General features: G+C 52.1%; 17 protein-coding genes. 8 read left to right on the top strand and 9 right to left on the bottom strand.

The genetic code is table 11. From position 1 onward, the window contains the following. Window positions 1-212: 212 nt before the first annotated feature. On the top strand, window positions 213-1133 hold the full coding sequence (locus RI501_RS03385) for an IS30-like element ISLsa1 family transposase (RefSeq protein WP_011373852.1): 921 nt from the start codon (window positions 213-215) through the stop codon (window positions 1131-1133). Between the two features lie 63 nt (window positions 1134-1196). Here RI501_RS03385 and RI501_RS03380 read toward each other — a convergent pair whose 3' ends face one another. After that, window positions 1197-2660 carry a helix-turn-helix domain-containing protein gene (locus RI501_RS03380; protein WP_313820358.1) on the bottom strand — a complete coding sequence of 488 codons (1464 nt, stop codon included), beginning with the start codon at window positions 2658-2660 and terminating at the stop codon, window positions 1197-1199. A gap of 70 nt (window positions 2661-2730) precedes the next feature. Then, on the bottom strand, window positions 2731-2973 hold the full coding sequence (locus tag RI501_RS03375; protein WP_313820357.1) for a hypothetical protein: 243 nt from the start codon (window positions 2971-2973) through the stop codon (window positions 2731-2733). Between the two features lie 510 nt (window positions 2974-3483). Here RI501_RS03375 and RI501_RS03370 point away from each other — a divergent pair. The 3 genes from RI501_RS03370 to RI501_RS03360 are packed head-to-tail and all read left to right on the top strand — an operon-like array spanning window position 3484 to window position 5837. Next, window positions 3484-4653 carry a glycosyltransferase gene (locus tag RI501_RS03370; protein WP_313820356.1) on the top strand — a complete coding sequence of 390 codons (1170 nt, stop codon included), beginning with the start codon at window positions 3484-3486 and terminating at the stop codon, window positions 4651-4653. A gap of 3 nt (window positions 4654-4656) precedes the next feature. After that, on the top strand, window positions 4657-4950 hold the full coding sequence (locus RI501_RS03365; RefSeq protein ID WP_313820355.1) for a hypothetical protein: 294 nt from the start codon (window positions 4657-4659) through the stop codon (window positions 4948-4950). Further along, window positions 4947-5837 (top strand): polysaccharide deacetylase family protein, encoded by an 891-nt coding sequence (locus tag RI501_RS03360; RefSeq protein ID WP_313820354.1) that lies wholly within the window; start codon window positions 4947-4949, stop codon window positions 5835-5837. Before RI501_RS03365 ends, RI501_RS03360 begins: the two co-directional genes overlap by 4 nt. Before the next feature lie 167 nt (window positions 5838-6004). On the opposite strand, the gene RI501_RS03355 is transcribed toward RI501_RS03360, so the two are convergent. From RI501_RS03355 to RI501_RS03340, 4 genes are all read right to left on the bottom strand, one after another. Next, window positions 6005-7429 carry a cytosine permease gene (locus RI501_RS03355; RefSeq protein ID WP_313820353.1) on the bottom strand — a complete coding sequence of 475 codons (1425 nt, stop codon included), beginning with the start codon at window positions 7427-7429 and terminating at the stop codon, window positions 6005-6007. Window positions 7430-7896: 467 nt separating this feature from the next. Continuing rightward, complete coding sequence (locus tag RI501_RS03350; RefSeq protein WP_057732413.1) at window positions 7897-8337, bottom strand: nucleoside 2-deoxyribosyltransferase; 441 nt, start codon at window positions 8335-8337, stop codon at window positions 7897-7899. 263 nt (window positions 8338-8600) lie between these two features. After that, window positions 8601-8864 (bottom strand): hypothetical protein, encoded by a 264-nt coding sequence (locus tag RI501_RS03345; protein WP_313820352.1) that lies wholly within the window; start codon window positions 8862-8864, stop codon window positions 8601-8603. A gap of 44 nt (window positions 8865-8908) precedes the next feature. Next, window positions 8909-10126: an ArgE/DapE family deacylase gene (locus tag RI501_RS03340; RefSeq protein ID WP_313820351.1), complete on the bottom strand. Its 1218-nt coding sequence runs from the start codon at window positions 10124-10126 to the stop codon at window positions 8909-8911. Window positions 10127-10823: 697 nt separating this feature from the next. Between RI501_RS03340 and RI501_RS03335 the strand changes: the two genes are divergently transcribed. From RI501_RS03335 to RI501_RS03320, 4 genes are all read left to right on the top strand, one after another. Then, the gene (locus RI501_RS03335) at window positions 10824-12002 is read left to right on the top strand and encodes an RNA-guided endonuclease InsQ/TnpB family protein (RefSeq protein WP_313820350.1); all 1179 of its coding nucleotides are present in this window, start codon (window positions 10824-10826) and stop codon (window positions 12000-12002) included. A 150-nt stretch (window positions 12003-12152) separates the two neighbouring features. Continuing rightward, the gene (locus RI501_RS03330; RefSeq protein ID WP_313820349.1) at window positions 12153-12623 is read left to right on the top strand and encodes a PH domain-containing protein; all 471 of its coding nucleotides are present in this window, start codon (window positions 12153-12155) and stop codon (window positions 12621-12623) included. Continuing rightward, the gene (locus RI501_RS03325) at window positions 12616-13881 is read left to right on the top strand and encodes a PH domain-containing protein (protein WP_313820348.1); all 1266 of its coding nucleotides are present in this window, start codon (window positions 12616-12618) and stop codon (window positions 13879-13881) included. Before RI501_RS03330 ends, RI501_RS03325 begins: the two co-directional genes overlap by 8 nt. Further along, entirely contained in the window at window positions 13832-14065 is a 234-nt protein-coding gene (locus RI501_RS03320; protein ID WP_313820347.1) for a PH domain-containing protein, read from the top strand. Before RI501_RS03325 ends, RI501_RS03320 begins: the two co-directional genes overlap by 50 nt. Window positions 14066-14336: 271 nt before the next feature. On the opposite strand, the gene RI501_RS03315 is transcribed toward RI501_RS03320, so the two are convergent. Genes RI501_RS03315 through RI501_RS03305 form a run of 3 tightly spaced genes read right to left on the bottom strand, consistent with a single transcriptional unit; the run spans window position 14337 to window position 16535 of the window. Further along, window positions 14337-15260, bottom strand: a complete 924-nt coding sequence (locus tag RI501_RS03315; protein ID WP_313820346.1) for an ABC transporter permease — start codon at window positions 15258-15260, stop codon at window positions 14337-14339. 12 nt (window positions 15261-15272) lie between these two features. Beyond that, window positions 15273-16163: an ATP-binding cassette domain-containing protein gene (locus RI501_RS03310; RefSeq protein ID WP_087741501.1), complete on the bottom strand. Its 891-nt coding sequence runs from the start codon at window positions 16161-16163 to the stop codon at window positions 15273-15275. Further along, window positions 16164-16535 (bottom strand): GntR family transcriptional regulator, encoded by a 372-nt coding sequence (locus tag RI501_RS03305; protein ID WP_057732427.1) that lies wholly within the window; start codon window positions 16533-16535, stop codon window positions 16164-16166. Between the last annotated feature and the right edge of the window lie 12 nt (window positions 16536-16547).

Here is a 16547-nt window from a genome sequence, read left to right as displayed (position 1 = left end):
AACCCAGATTTAGTGCGGGATTTTCCTAGATTTAAATTACCCACTAAATAGATTAAATAAAAAGCGTCCGGGAAACCTAATCCCGCACGCTTCAGCAAAAACAAAAATATTAATGGCAAATTCTATAATTAATCCGAACAGAAATTAAAAAGCCCAAAGCAATCACTTACAATGGTAGTAGCTAATTCCAACCAATATAGGGAGTGATTACTTTGGGTACATCTACTTTATCACGTTTTCAACGTGGCGCACTAGCACAACTGGTCAATGAGGGGAATAAATCTTACCAAGTAATGGCTGACGCCTTAGGCGTCGCCAAAGCTACGATTAGCTATGAGTTGGACCGGGTTAAACCTTATGATCCAGAATTAGCTCAGCAAGATGCAGATCGCAAAAGGCGGAATTGCGGTCGTCGTTCGATGCTGACGGCAGCATTAGCGACTTTAATTACCAATCACTTACGATTAACCTGGTCACCAGAAACCATTGCGGCCGCTTATAACTTGAGCACTGCGTCAATTTATAATTGGCTTAATCGTGGCTGGCTCCCCTTCAAATTGACTGATCTACCCAATCGGAATGTCCGCCAGCACCGAGTGAGCGAAAATCGTGGGAAATTTACAAGTGGGACTTCCATCGAACAACGGCCAACAACTGTTAATCAACGGTTAGCTTTTGGTCATTGGGAAGTAGATACGGTGCTTTCTAGTCGAAGTGAGTCACGATCATGTCTGGTTACATTCGTAGAACGTAAGACCCGACTTCTATGGGCCATCAAAGCCCCTAATAGAACGGCTAAGGCTCTAAACACCGCCTTTGGCAAGTTTATGGGGGCCTTCGGTCCCCAAGTAAAATCCATTACTGTTGATCATGGTAAAGAGTTTGCCAATTATCAGGCCTTAGAACAGGATTATCAGATCAAAGTTTATTTTTGCCATCCATATTCACCATGGGAGCGAGGTTCCAATGAATATTTTAATAGACGGTTACGCTGGTTCTTCCCGAAAAAGACCAATTTTAGCCAAGTAACGACTGATGAGATCCTAGCAGCACTTGAACTAATTAATCAACGACCATTAAAAATACATCATCAACAGACTGCCATTGAAAGATTCCGGGCTTGTTCGGATTAAACTTGTAATTTGCCTAATATAAAAATTTACGCGACTCATCAATTTTGGAATAATCGCGGTCGTTTACGGATTCTGGAAATCCAACGCAAAAATTGACAGCTCGTGGTGTCGCAAGGTCCGAATCAATCGGTCGAGGTTCTCCCCGTACTTCAGCTCCTTAATCCAATGGAAAGCCTCCAACTGATGGGCCTGGGCAAACCGAACGGCCTGCGGATCTGTGCCGTAGACCACAATGTAGTTATGCCGTTTCTGTTCGTCAATCACTACCTGATTGGTCAGCAGACTCAGATGGACAATCCCGCCCAACAAGCGGTTGAAGATGTCGGTCGTGACCCCCAACATGTCGTAGGAAACCAAGATCTGTACTCGCGCGGCGGTTAAATTTAACCCGTTGGTGTACTTGCTAAGGTACTTTTGGACCAACCGTAAATCGCTAGGCGTGACTTGCTCCGGATAGAGCTGAGCCAGACTGTTCGCAATGTCCGTGGCCGCTGCCGTAGACGTCGGGGTGGTCCGGTACAACGCGGTGACTTCCGGTCGTAACAGCGGGTCAACCCGAAAGAGCAACATGAACTGCCCCAGCGAGAAGAGCCAGTTGGCAAACCAGTCTTGACCAGTGGCAAAATCACTGAGCGACGCCACACTAGGCGCCAGCTGATAGGTCGGAACCTTCTGCCGCAACCCGGAATACAGGCGCTGCATGTTCCGGGGTTGTAAAGCCCGGACGAAATACGGCGAACTGGTCAACAAATAGTCCAACGTGGCCAGCTCGGTTAATGCCTCGCGGGGCGTATCGTTGAGTTGTTGTTGAAACTTCACGGCTAACGGCCGCAAATCCGTCAAGTGAACCAACGGGAACCGTAACGCCGCGTACCGGTGCCCTTGCGCTAACCGCAACAATGCTAGTGTAATCAGCAGGTTGCGATGTTGCGCCAATCCCTTGGAATTCTGATACAGGGTGTCGTCAGCGTAGGTCGTACAAATCGCATCGTATAGCGACTGATACGCCGCCGGTAATTCGGGTAATTCGTTCAGCGTGGTCAGCGTGGTACTAAAGAGCGTAAAGTACAGCAGTTGGACCAACGTTTCATCCCCGGTCAGCCGCAACGGATTCGTGGTGAGCTCCAGGTGATATTGAGCCAGTTGCTGGCGCATTGGCCGCATCCGCCGGTTAAACGTCGACGTACTAATCCCGTAGCGTTCACACAGGGTGCGCACCTGTTGCGGTTCGGCACTCAACGTCGCCAGGACGGCTTGATACGGAATGCTGCGGGCGTATAACCAATGCCGGTACACGTCAACCGTAATCGGCGTGGTCAAACTATCCTTGGTCAGCTTGGTCGTCGGGGCTAGGTGTTGTAGGTCGGTCCGTAAATTCAAGAGAATATGGTAGGCTTGCGAATAGCTTCCCTGCATATTGGTGGCAAAATCGACCAGGTTAAATTGGCCGTGATGGTCCGTAATAAATGACATTAAACGTAACTTACGTGTATCCTTTACCGTTAACATCGCAAAATCAATTTTCAATGTTGCTCACTCCCCCAAGTTAGCGAACAGCCCCCGACCACGGACGATCAGGGGCTGTCTTCATGATTGATTAGTCAATGTTGTTAATCGTGACGTGGCGTACATCCAACTCGGTCAGCGTTTCCTTCAAAATGATTCGCGGATCATCGTACCGAATGTCGGGTAGAACGCTGCTCAAGTAGTTACCCGTCAGTTGCCCATCCCGGACTTCCGGTTGAATTGTTACGCGTTGCTGATTGCTGGTGGTCAACGTCACCTTTTGACCAGCGCCTAAACGTTCAACTAATGGTAAAGTGGGAACCTTTTGCATCATTCTAATCGCCCTCCTATGCATTAACTTTCCAGTTCTATTTTACCACGTCACCGGACAATCCGTGAGTTTTGCCCCTCACGTTTACTTTACCCAGTAATTGATCAGCCCTAGCCCCCACCCGGTTTGGTTCTAATTTATATAGTAGAAATTGATCACGACTGAAAACCGATTGTCGTAACGCCTGGGCCCACGTCATTTTCAACGGAGGTTTCCACGTAAGATGCACCGCTCATTTTTTGGTCTAGAAACGGTCACCAGTTTGCAAGTACGCTACCGTTAAGAAAGGTGGCGGTTTCAGGGTTTGGCCGCTCTAAATTGGTCTTAAATCGGCGCCTTTATAAAAAGTTACATTTTTGTTACGTTTAAAGCTAGCCGTTTCACCAAACCTGTTAATCATGCTATGCTCATAGTCATGCTAATTGATGCTATCGATATTCAACATTAGGGGAGAAAGCAATTATGTGGCTGAAAAATCTGAATACTATCTTTGTCGTAGGGTACCCAATCTTTGTGTCAATTATTTGGATTACGGGTGGCCTTTTTTCTAGTTTCTACCGTCACCGACAATCCCGGACGTTGTTAACCGCCGCCGAGGAACCTTTCGTGTCCATCCTCATCCCGGCGCACAACGAATCCGATACGTTGGTCGCGGCCGTCAAGTCATTGGCCGAGTTACAGTATCAGCACTATGAGGTCGTCTTAATCGACGATTGTAGTACCGATAATACCTGGGACCTCATGCAAGCGTTAGCCAAACAATGGGCCGGCCAACTGGCAATTCGGACCTTACATTTACCGGTTAACCAGGGGAAGGCCAGCGCTTTAAATCAGGGGGCGAAGGTCGCTAAAGGGGATTATCTGGTGGTCATCGATGCCGACTCACTGTTACAACCCGACGCCGTGACCCAACTCATGACCACCCTGCTGGAGAACCCCAACTACGGGGCTGTCACGGGGAAACCCATCGTTCGTAACCGTTCCACCCTGCTCGGTCGGCTCCAGTTGCTGGAATACGTAGCCGTGATCGACCTGATCAAGAAGGCCCAAGCCTACCTGACCGGCAGCATCACCACGGTTTCTGGCGTGATCGTCGCGTTTCGGCGCGAGGCGTTAAACGAAGTCGGCGGTTGGAATCCGGCCGTGATGACCGAAGACATCGACATTACCTGGCGCATGTACCGTCATCAATGGCGGGCCGCCTACGAACCACGCGCCGTTTGCTGGATCTTAGTTCCCGAACGGTTACGTGGCTTACTTAAGCAACGCCAGCGTTGGGCTCGTGGCGGACTAGAAGTCCTGATTACCAACCGACGGGGCTTATACCTGAATCCATGGGGACAACGGGGACTTCTCATGGAATCCATCGTCAGCAATTGTTGGGCCATCTTAACGGCCATTTCGTTGGTGGCTTACGTGTTTCAACTCTTTTTCCTACACAACCTTTCATTAGATGGTAACCTTCTAATCTTAATGTTTACTTTAAACGCCATTCAATTTACGATTGGCTTCATTGCTTCACAAGCAATCGCGCAGTTGACGCTGCCCGAACTCTTATTAGTCCCCGTCTACATTCTGTATTACTGGCTGATCAACTTAGTCAGTTGCATCGCGGCCATCAGTTCCTACTTCGTGGATCCACAACGACGGGGAACCTGGCGCAGTCCGGATCGGGGGTTATAAACTATGCGAAGAACACCAGCATCACCTATCATTCGGCGGCAAACCAGCTTCGGGAGCCGGTTACTCCGCGCCGTCGTTTTAATCGCGCTTTGGGGCTTCATCGCCCTAGTCGTCGTCACCAACTTAGGCTTCAGTCTGGGCTGGTATAACGATACGTTAGTCAGTCTTTACTTATTATTTAACCTGAAGGCCCACGCTAACAGCGCCTTCCTCTTACTCGCGTTGGTTCTCCTCATCGTCGTGCCCCTTTACTGCACATGGCGGTGGCTTCACCTACGCAAGGGGGTTCGCGCATGACTCGTCGCCTCCGTCGAGGACTCTTAATCCTCCTGTTCCTAGTGGTGATTCTGGGCTTTGGTTGGACTTACCAACACAAGGCCGTTAAACAACAGACCACCAAGGAAAGCTATGCGCTCCCGGCGCGCTACGAAAAGATGTCGAACGGGATTATGGTATTTTGTTATCACCGGATTCTCGGCGGTAATTGGACCACGCGAATTATTCGCGGGTTATCGACCAACTCCCAACTCCACGAATTCAACGTCCCGGCCGACCAGTTCACGGCTCAGATGAAGTACCTGCATGATCACCATATCAAAGTGATCTCGGCCGAAACCATGGTTAAAATGGTTCGCGACCAGCAACCGATCCATGGCAAATACGCGGTCCTCTCGTTTGACGATATCGACCGAACCGTGATCGACCACGCCGTTCCGGTCATGAACCGCTATAAGTTCCCCTTCACGACCTTCATCATCACGGGAAACACCGGCCGTTACCGGGAAGGGACCCAACTAGCCACTTGGTCACAAATTCGAGCCGCCGAAAAGGCCTCTCAGGGCCGGATGACTCTGGGGTTGCATACGCATAACCTGCACTACTTGAACGCCCACATGGAGCCCGTCTTCATGCAACCCCACTACACCGGGAAATTCAAGCGAGACTTTGCCATCTCGAAGCAGGAACTCAAGGCCCACACTGGCATCACGGGTAACTCGTTCGCGTTCCCTTATGGGGCCGGCACGGATCCGATTAACGCCTTTTTGGCCCAACAGCACCTTACCTGGGTCGCCACGTTAGACGCCGGTATCGTCACCGACAATACCGACCTCAACGCCACACCACGGGTGATCATCAACCACGAAAGTTGGCCGTCCATTCAAAAATGGTTCACGACCAAGTAACGCCAACAGCCAGGGGGCAGCTCACCACAACGAGCTACTCTCTGGCTGTTAACCTAAAAACGCCCCCAACCGGCTCAGTTGCGCAAGGAAGCGACTGCTGGTTGGGGACGTTTTTTAAGTTATTTTTGATATGAAGTCACCGTCACGTTTCCCCCATTAGAGAAAAGCTAGGCTTGAGTCGGTTTAACCGCTGGCTGCGTGAGTCGCATCCCCAGCGCGTAAATGAGCGCCGTCAGCGCCATGGCGATAAAGGTGGCTCCAACTGTGGTCGCAATGACCGGAACCTGCTTTAAGCCCCAGTACGCCACCACCCCCAGGCCCCAGCTGGCGACCGCCACCCAGTTAACCCCGTGACGGTACCAGTAAGCGCCGTGAACCTTGGTGAACTCGCTTAGCCGGTACTGGCGGTGTTTTAACCAGAAGAAGTCCACCAAGAAAATGGCGATTTCCGGTCCCAGAAACATCCCGATGCCGTCCAAGAAGGTTTCGAAGACATCCAGGAAGCTCGCCAGGTAGACCGGGATAAACGTCACCAACGTGGCCACGATGGTCACCAACCACAGACTGACGTTCAACGACAGCCGGTGGACTAGATTCGTCAGCGCCGAACCAGCCGACATCAGGTTGACCGCGTTGGCCGTGGTACTGGTCAACACGATTACCAACAGGGCTAAGAACCCCAGACCCAATTTAGCGGCTACCGTGCTGGGGTCCGAATTATTGGGGTCGAAATGGTTCAGCGTCACGGCCGTGCCAATCGTGGCAAACAGCCCGATAAAGGCGAACCAGAACAAGCCCAGGTTGGCGCCCAGAAACGACGCGGTAGTGGCTGCCGACTTCTTGGCCGTAAAGCGGCTAAAGTCGGACGCCGCGGTGACCCAGGCCAGGTTAAAGGCGGCCAGCGTATCCGCCGCGACCCCCGACGTCATCTTCAGATTGTGCGGCGGTTGCCAGCTCACAATTTCGCTAAAGGACACCGTCCGGAAGACCACCACGGATTCCCACAAGACGAAGACCACGACCAGAATGATCCCGACCCGTTCAATCAAGCGCACGGACCGTTCCCCTAAAGAGATACTTAATAAATGCAACGCACTCATGATGAGGATGCCAACGATCAAGCCCAGATTCCCCCCGGGCTTCCCGTAGACCGGCCAGCCGAGCAGCTCACTAAAGATGTAGCTGATCGACGTGGCCGCGATAAAGGTGTTCACGGCCGCCCAGCCAATAAACTGGACGACGTTGATCAGGGACGGAATATAACTGCCCCGCAGGCCGAACGAGGCCCTAGTCAGGGCCATCGCGGGTAACCCGGTCCGGTAACCCATGTAGCTGGCCACCGCCAGTAAGGCGTAGGAGATTAGTCCCACCACGATGAGCGTGGTCGAGGCGGTCAGAAACCCGCAAGCGGCAATCACGCCCCCGATATACCAGGTCCCGTTATTGGCGTTGGCGCCAATCCAGGTGGCAAATAAATCCCAATTCGACATGTGGCGGTGTTCAGTTGCCACCACGTCAACGCGACCAAAGGCGGCCTTATCCGTAGATGCGGCCGGTGACTTTGCAGTCGTTGTGTTTAGCTCTTGTGCCATTGTGTGTCACCTTTCCTCCAGCATACTAACCGGATGACCGACATGATTCACAATGATAGGTCAGCGCTTCCGGGCCAGTCAGAAACGGGCTGGAACGGGGTGGGCACGGCTTCAAGCCCATAGCTCAGGTCTTGAAGACCGACCTTTGTCTAGGCCAGTAAAAAACACTGGCCAAGACTGACCCACGGCCCCCCTGAGCCCGTTTCTGACTGCCCCTCCAGCTTATGCTGTCTATAACAGTAACTTAAAAGTACTAGTCATCAATACACAACCGGTTTAACCAGCTTCTAAGTTTTAAGTTGGAGAAGTGCCTTATCGATTAATTACGCGTTATGAACTTATCATGTCGTCAAAATTCGTTGTCATACCGCCAAGCGCAATGACCGTCTGCCCACCTTGCTTGTCGCCATAGCCAACGCCTTAGCCGAATCACCACGGTCGCACACCAATTTTATGAACGTTTAAATTTACAGAATTTCGCCGACGAATTCGCCCTTGGGCATCTTGGTGAAGTCGTAAGTGGCCAGGTCTTGAACTTGCTTGGTGTACCAGTGCAAGCTTTCGGTGATCATCAGGTTGACCGCTTCGTCCTTTTCTTGCAGCGCCAAGATTGGCAGGTTGCGCATCGTGGCCACCCCGAGTTCGTATGCCGTCCCGGAATCCAGGTTCTTGGCTTCAAAGTCTAAGACCGTTACGATCACGTCGGCCGCGGCGATTTGGTCCATGTCGCGGTGGAAGATTTCCGTGGCCCAGGCTTTGGTGAACTGTTCCGCTTGGGCGTCCTGGTGTAACCGGGGTGAGTAGAAATCGGTCACGGTCGGATTGGCCGCTAAGGCTTGTTCGAGCCGGGTGACCCGATCCACCTGTTCGGGACTGAAAAACGGACTTGCAACGTAAATTTGTGCCATGGTAAAACTCCTCCAAAATTTTTTCAACCAACCTAAGCATGAAAAAAGCGGCCGAATTCACTCGAACTTAGGCCGCTAGCCGCGCGCAAAAAGCCCGCGATTCTACCGTACCTTTGTTAGCCTCTCTGGGCTAAAGTTAAAAGGACTATTTGGTTGTTAGCCCACATTATACGGACTTCTAAAATTTTCGTCAATCCGATTGAGGCGTTCAAAATTGAAGTTAAGCGGTTCACTGGCGATTAGACCGGGCCTAAGAAATTTTCTTAGCCGTTCATCAAGGCGACCCAGCAAATCCCCGTCACCAATAGGAGCCCACTACTGAAGAAAATCGACTTTAGCCGGTAAAACGCGCAACTCAGGGAAAAGAGGAGCATGACAATAAACGCCACGCCCAAGGCCCACAGGTACGGTAAGACATTGACGTACATGGCAGCGATTCCCTTAAAGAACATGGTGATGAGCACCCCGCCATCTAAGAGTGCCACCCCCAGTTCAGCGACGTGTAACGTTCGTAACCAGACTTGCATTCGCTCACCCCTCAGCTTTATTTCATTTTACCGCTGGGGCTCGCTTAGTCAAAGTACTGCGTCAACACCTGTTTGTAGATTTCGATAAAGTCCAGGTACTGCGACTTCGAGGTCCATTCGTTGTCCTGGTGCTGGCTATCGTTACCGGGGCCGAAGACCGCGTAGTCAAAGCCCACGGGATGGTCCTTTAAAAACTGCGCGCCGTCGGTCCCGCCCGGTGAGCTTACCGCCAGAATTTCCGTAGGCGAGTATGGTAAGTCTAACAGTTTGAGAATCTTGGCCTCGTAGTCCCGTTCTGCCGGCGTGATGGTCTGCTTAGCCGCGTACGGGTTACCGATTTTTTGAATCAACCGGGTCAACTTACCATCGGTGGCGCCGACCAGCGGGCCAATGTCCGTGGCCATCTCCACGGTTACGTGCCCGTTAGACCGCTGGTTATACTGGTCCAAGACCTGCTCAAAGTGGTGGACGATGGCGTGGTTACTGAGTTCGGGGATCGTCCGCAGATTGATTTGGGCGGTCGCCGCCCCCGGGATAGCGTTGACCTGGTTGCCCCCCGCGATAACGTCCACGTTGTAGACCGTTGCGCCCAGCGTGGCGTTGCGGACCCCCGCGGTCATGCGGTCGAACTCATCCTGCATCAGATGCAGCGCATTGATGAGATGGAAAATTGCGTTGTTGCCCAATTGCGGCATCGAACTGTGGGCCGCCTTCCCCGTCGAGATCACGGTCAGGTTCATGGTGCCCTTATTGGCGTACATCACCCGGTAGCCGGTGGGTTCCCCAATCAGAATTCCCGTGACGTCTTGCATGTAGCCGGCGGCGGTCAGGGCCTGCGCCCCCAACTCGCCAACCTCTTCGCCCACGGTCGCCAGCAGTCGAATCGTCCCGTTGAGAGGGACCGCCTGCTCCTTTAACTCGATCATCGCAATGACCAGGGCCGCCAACCCGTCCTTCATGTCGGTCACCCCACGGCCGTAAAGGCGGTCGCCCTTGGTCACCATTTCGAAGGGGTCGGTGTCCCAGTGTGCCTCGTCGACGTCGACCACGTCCATGTGGCCGGAAATCGCTAAGACCGGTTGGCCGTGGCCAAGCGTGGCGACCAGGTTGGCTCGGTCCCCTGTCATGGGCACGATGTGGCTTTCAATCCCCGCGCGATCGAAGACCCCCTTCAGGTATTGGGCCACCTGTAATTCGTGGTCGTTGACGGAGCGAATTTTGATCAAATCGGCTAACAGCTGTAACTTTTCGGTAGTTTCCATCAGTCATCATCTCCTTAAGGCCTTTATACCACGCTTGGGCGGCTAACCGCGTCTGCGGGGCTCACTAAATTTCACGGTTGAACTGGTTGATGGGCTAACCCGTCAGCCCCACGCATTTCGCGCCACCCGTCAATCAATTAACAAACCATTTGGCAGCTTAGTTGTCGCGCCTGGTCAGACTTGGTACACTAGATTCATCACAGAGGAGGATTGAATGATAATACAGCTACACCTGATGCAGACCGAGCATGACTTTGTATAAATATATATATATATAACGTTATAACACCATTGAGGTGATGTAATGAAGCCTGGAGAAATGACAAAACGCCTAGTTGCTGCAACCACCACTTTACGAAACTGGGAAAAATCCGTAAAACTACCGGATAAAAGAACCGTATCAAACAGTGCTATTACACAGAAGAAAACTACTTAAAAGTAATCAACAATACAGAACCACAAGATAAACGTATCAATGCTACCTACGCTAGAGTTTCTACGCAAAATCAAAAAAATGATTTTGCGGATCAGGTACATTTTCTCCAGTAATATACTAATTCAGGGGGGATTATCGTACAGAAATTATCACTGATACCGGAGACTGAATTTATTCAGGACCCAATCCCAATTATTCACGTATTTTTATGTCACGTTTACGGACTTAGAAAGTACAAGGACAAAGTGGGAAGTGACCTGGATGTTAATCACTTATAAAGTTGAAATTAAACCAACTAATTTTCAGAAATGGCAACTTAATCGGCATATTGGTGGTAGCCGTTGGGCATACAACCTGTTTTTGGAAATGAACAAATTGCGTTACGAAGACGGGTATCATTATATGAGCGCTTACGAATTCAGTAAGTGGTTTAACCATGACTATTTAGCGGCCAATCAAAAAGATGACTGGGTCAAAGAACTTTATGCTAAGTCTACCAAGCAAGCCTTTATTGATGCCGATATAGCCATGAAGCGCTTCTTTAAGCATCTTAGCGCGTATCCTCATTTTCGTTCTTGGAAACGAGAACAGGGGTCCTTCTACTTCGTGAAAAATGGTAAGGCTCAAATAATTCCGGTTGAGCGACATCGCATCAAGTTACCTAAACTAGGCTGGGTCCGTCTGAAAGAATATGGGTATCTGCCTACCGATGCGGAACATTTTCTCATCAAGCAAGGTCGCGTTAAGTGTCATGCCGGGCGCTATTACTTAACCTGTTTGATTGAACAAGCTGATGTAGTTCATCCCGAATTAACTGGGGTGAGCATCGGAATTGATTTAGGAATCAAAGAATTTGCCGTGCTGAGTAATAGGCAAATTTACAGTAACCACAATAAAACTCACCGAGTTAAACGGCTCCGGCGACAATTACGCCGGTTACAAAGAAAACATGCACGTCAGTATCTTGCATTCAAAGCCAGAAAACAGAAAGAAGGAAAGTCTGCTACTGATTTGAACCTAGCAAAAACTAAGCGGCGAGTGCAACGACTGTATCAACGGCTTCAAAACATGCAAAAAGATTACCAAAATAAAATCATCGCCAATGTGGTGACAACCAAGCCACGTTGGGTTGCTTTGGAGGATCTAAACGTAAAAGGCATGTTGAAAAACCGACACTTAGCTAAAGCCATTAGTTATCAAGGATTCTATAACTTTCGGATCCGATTAATTGCTAAGTGCCAACAACTAAGAATCCCGGTTCATCTGACCAATCGGTTTGAGCCAACTTCTAAATTATGTCATCACTGTAGTACCAAAAAAGTTGATTTAAAACTCAGTGATCGGACTTACCGTTGTCCAGTTTGCGGCCTGGTTGAAGACCGAGATATGAACGCCGCCTTGAATATCAAGGATACTAAAAACTTTGAGCTAGCCTACTAAAACAGGACTCAAAGGATGTACCGATGGCTAGTCGGGAATTAACGCTTGTGGACTATCAAAACAACTGTAGTAGTGGGCTTTTGGCGAGGCAGGATAGGAAGAAGCAAGAAAAATCTATAACTTTTTATAAGTTGTCAGTAGCAGGATTTTATGTCACCCACAAGTCATCAACTACCACCCCGGATCAAGCGCATCTGGGGGTACAGCACCCTCGGCAGCTTTCTGTTCGGCCTGGTGGCCACCGGCCTACTCTATTGGGCCCAAATCGGCTGGCACTGGCCCGGCTGGTTAGTCGTTGTCAGCGCCGTGATCACCCTGGTCGAACCCATCGTGGAGGCCGGGTTGATCCCCTACCGCTACCGGTTCACCCACTACCAGATTACCCCGGTCGCCGTAGAAATCCAGTCCGGAATGGTCTTCAAAAAGCGCCTGGCCATCCCGATTGCCCGGGTCCAAGACGTGACCCTCAAGGCCGGTCCGCTCCTGCAGTGGCAAAAGCTGACCCAGGTCACCGTGGCGACGGCGGCCACCAGCCACACCATTGAAGGCCTCGAACTCGCCACCGCCGAGCAGTTGCGCGAGCACATCATGCAGCTGGCCCAGGAGGCGCGCCATGACTAACCCCCGCCACTCCCACGTTTTAGGGTTAATCACCCACCTGGCCAAGCAGCTGCAAGAGTACTGGTTCTTGTTTGTTCTGCTGGTCTGGCAGTGGGGGAACCTGCCCCCGCTGTGGCGCGGCGTGGCCATTGCGGCCCTGGTGGTCTGGTTTCTGGTCTGGCCCGTCACCAAGTGGGCCACGTTGACCTACGCCGTCACCCCGGACGCAGTCATCATTCACTCCGGAATCTTCGTACGCCATCACCTCCACATTCCGTATCCGCGCTTACAGACCGTTCAACGCCAACAGTGGTTTTACTTACGGCCATTTCACCTGGAAACGCTCCAGCTGGAAACCGCCAGTCATGAGGATAGCCAACCCGAGGTCCGGTTACCGGCCGTCCCCACCAGCGTGGTCGACGCCATTAACGCCTACCGCCGCCAAACGGCCGAGCCAACCGCAACGCCTCACGTGACCGGCGCGGCCGCACCGGTCAATTCCGCGACGCCCGCATCACCAGTCGACCCCAGCTACCGCATCACGCGGCGAGCGTTGACCCAGTTTGCCCTGACCTCGACCGGAGTCATCCCCCTCGTCGTGGTGCTCCTGGGGATCTACGGCAAGCTGCCCAAGTTCTGGGAAAACCAGGCCATCGCCCAGGTCGCCCATTACGCCCTGCCGCTGCTCTTAGGCGGGATAATGGTCGCCCTCATCATCGGTTGGTTGGGCGCCTACCTCTGGGTTCTGCTGCGCTACTACCACTTCACCCTGACCAGGACCGGCGACCAGTTAGAAACCGTCAAAGGGTTCTTCCAACGCAACACGGTCACGGCGCCAATCGCACGAATTCAGGCCGTCCGGTTCAAGCAGAACATCTTGCGGCAGTGGCTGCACCTGCAGACGGTCCAGGTCCTCTTGGCCTCGAAGGCCGCAACCGACGATGACGACCACGATTTGGTGCTCTTACCCGCCATCACCCAAGCCCAGCTCTACGCCACCCTGCATCCGTTCATCCCTTGGGTGCCGGCCACCGCCCCCGACCTCACGGACTTAACGGTACTGCGTCAGGCGCGCTGGCTCCTCAGCCGCAATGCCCTCTTAGTAGTGGTGCTACCCGTGATTCTACTATGCTGGCTCTGGCACCCCCTGGGGCTGGTTGAGCCTGCTCTTGGTCCCACTGGCCTACTTTCAGGGCCAATTTGCCGCCCGCAACACCGGTGGCCGGCGGTTGAGTGCCGACCTAATTGTGTTGCAAACCGGCCACCTGTGGACCCGTGAGACGTTCGTGGTGCGCCGCCGTCAGATTCAGTCGCTGGAAGTCAATTTCTCCGTCTGGATGCGACCCAAACACCTGGCCCACCTGACCGTCAACGTGCGTCACGGCAACAGTAAACAGGCCATCGAACTGCGGTATTTACCCGCTGAACAAGTACAAGCGTTGTACGCTTGGTACACGCATTAAGCCCGTCAAAAAACGACAACCACCCGTCACAGGTGATTGTCGTTTTTTAATATCCGGCGCGTTCCCCAACGCCACCGGCGATTTAAAGGCGCCACTCCCCAGTAGCCACCTTCGATTGTTTGATTTCAGCCCTACTCCATGGCCAATTTTGTGGTTAAGCCCAGCGTGCTGACTGCCCGCTAGGCGGATCAGGTCGGAGAATTCCCCCGCCTAATCCCTAGCTATGATAGTAGCACCATTTTCCCCGAACTATATTAAAGAAATGGTAAAACTAATCTCCCCGCCGTTGGTGCCACTTTTCGATGAGTTGTGGGCGCCAGAGCCACAGGTACCCGAAGATGGCGGCAACCGTAAACGAAATGACCGTGGGTTGCCATTCTCCCGAGTTGATCGAGAAGATAAAGGTGATATAGGCCACGAACACCAGGTATAACGGGATTCGCAGTCGAGGAAACATCAGGTATTCCCCGTCATGTTCTAAGGACAACCGACTGAAGAGAAAACTCCCCCAGACCAGTAAGACCACGGCCGCTAGCAACCATAGCCCCATGGCTAACCATTCCACGTCGCGAGTGGCCATCAAGATGGTCTCGCCTTGGAAGAACGTGTTCAGTCCCACTAATGAAAGGGTAAAACCACAAACGGTGATAACTAACGCCCCGCTTTGGCCCACGATCAACGCCGCAAACCAGCAAATGGCAAACATGACTAACGCTAAGACCAACCCACTTAACCAGGTGGTCAGGAATCCCGGAAGTGCCAGGTTAAAACTCATCCCGTGAGGTAACTTGAGCCAATAAATCAAGTACTGCACCAGCGCCGTCACCACATCGATGGCCACCAGCCCAGTTAGGGCCATCCCCAACTTGGTCCAGTAGATTCGTTGCCGCGGATAGCCACTGGCGAACAAGAACTGATTAAAGTTTCCCTTCAGGTCCTGCATCATCAACAATAGCCCACTTAACCAGGCAATAAAGACAAACCAATATGAAAATAACGAAACGCTGCCGTATTTACTATTTTGATAAACCAGCCACTGGTCGATTTGATCCGAGAAGAGGACCGAACTGTGATGCGACCAGGACTCCGTGTCCATTAAGGCAATCGCAATCCCCGCTAACACGGAAATCCCCAATAACGCCCAGAACCATTGCCGGTAACGGCGCCATAATAAGCGACTTAAATTTTTAGTCAATGTCTGTTCCCCCTACTTCAACAGTTGGTAACCGGTGTCCTGCGACAAATTGGCGCGGAACAGGTCTTCCAAGGTCAACGGTAATTCTTCCAACAAGACCGGATTTAGGGCCCGTAACTGGTCGTCGAGTTCGGGCGTGTAGTCCGGAAAGACCACCACTAAGACCCGCCCGGACACGCGAATTAGCTTGCTGTGGGTCTTCAACACCTGCGGGATTTCTTTATCCTTAAAGACCAGCTGCATCTTCTTGGCCTTAGCCCGCACGTCCTCCAGATTGTAGTCATGGGCTAACCGACTGTCCTTGAGTAACAGGACCCGGTCGCTTAAGCCGTCGAGTTCGTTCAAATCGTGAGACGAGATCAAAAAGCCCTTGGTCTGATCGGCCACCTCGTCGATTACCATGCTGGCGATGTTTTCGCGCACGATGACGTCCAGACCGTCGAACGGCTCGTCCAGGATGATGTAGGTCGCGTTAGACGTCAACGCTAAGATCAGGTTGACCAACGCGCGCATCCCCTTGGACAGACGCCGGTACTGGTCTTGGCCGTTCAGTTTGAAGCGCGTCAGTAACTGCGCGTAGCGGTCCCGGTCGAACTGGGTGTACACCAGCGCGTAAAAGTCGGGTAAGTCGCGTAACCGGTAATTGCCTAAAAAGTTATATTGCGTGTCGATGAAAAATAATTGCCGTTGGGCCGCCGGTTCAGCCCCTAAATCGTGTTGGTCAATCAGTACTTGACCGGCGTCGGCCAGGTATTGGCGCGTCATGGTCCGAAATAACGTGGTCTTCCCCACGCCGTTCCGCCCCACGAGGCCGACAATCTCGCCGGGTTGCCAGTCGAAGCTCACGTCTTCGATGATCTGCCGGTGGTCGATTTGTTTCGTTAGTTTGCTGACCCGTAACATCTAATCTGCCTCCTGATATGCCGTTTTGATCCACCCGATAACCTCGTCGGCCGGTACGCCTAAGTAGCGTATCTCGGTCAATAGGGGCATCAGGCGTTGTTTAGTTTCAATAATTTGGCGGGTGTTGTCACTCGCGGTACTCGATTCTTTGACGTAGGTGCCCTTACCGTGAACCGTGGTGATCACCTGCTGGGCTTCCAGCTGTTTGTACGCCTTGCTGACCGTGTTGGGATTGAGCTGCTCTTGGCGCGCCATCTCCCGCACGGACGGCAACCGGTCCCCCGGCTGTAAGATACCGCGGACAATCTGCTGCTTGACGCGTAAGACCAGCTGCTCGTAGTACGGTAGACTCGAGCCATCATTGACTTGCATCCCCTCACCCCT

This window comes from Levilactobacillus zymae (genome assembly GCF_032190635.1).
GTDB classification, from domain to species: Bacteria; Bacillota; Bacilli; order Lactobacillales; family Lactobacillaceae; genus Levilactobacillus; species Levilactobacillus zymae_A.
Note: the sequence above shows the minus strand (reverse complement) of the source record. Positions and strands in the feature narration are given on the sequence as shown.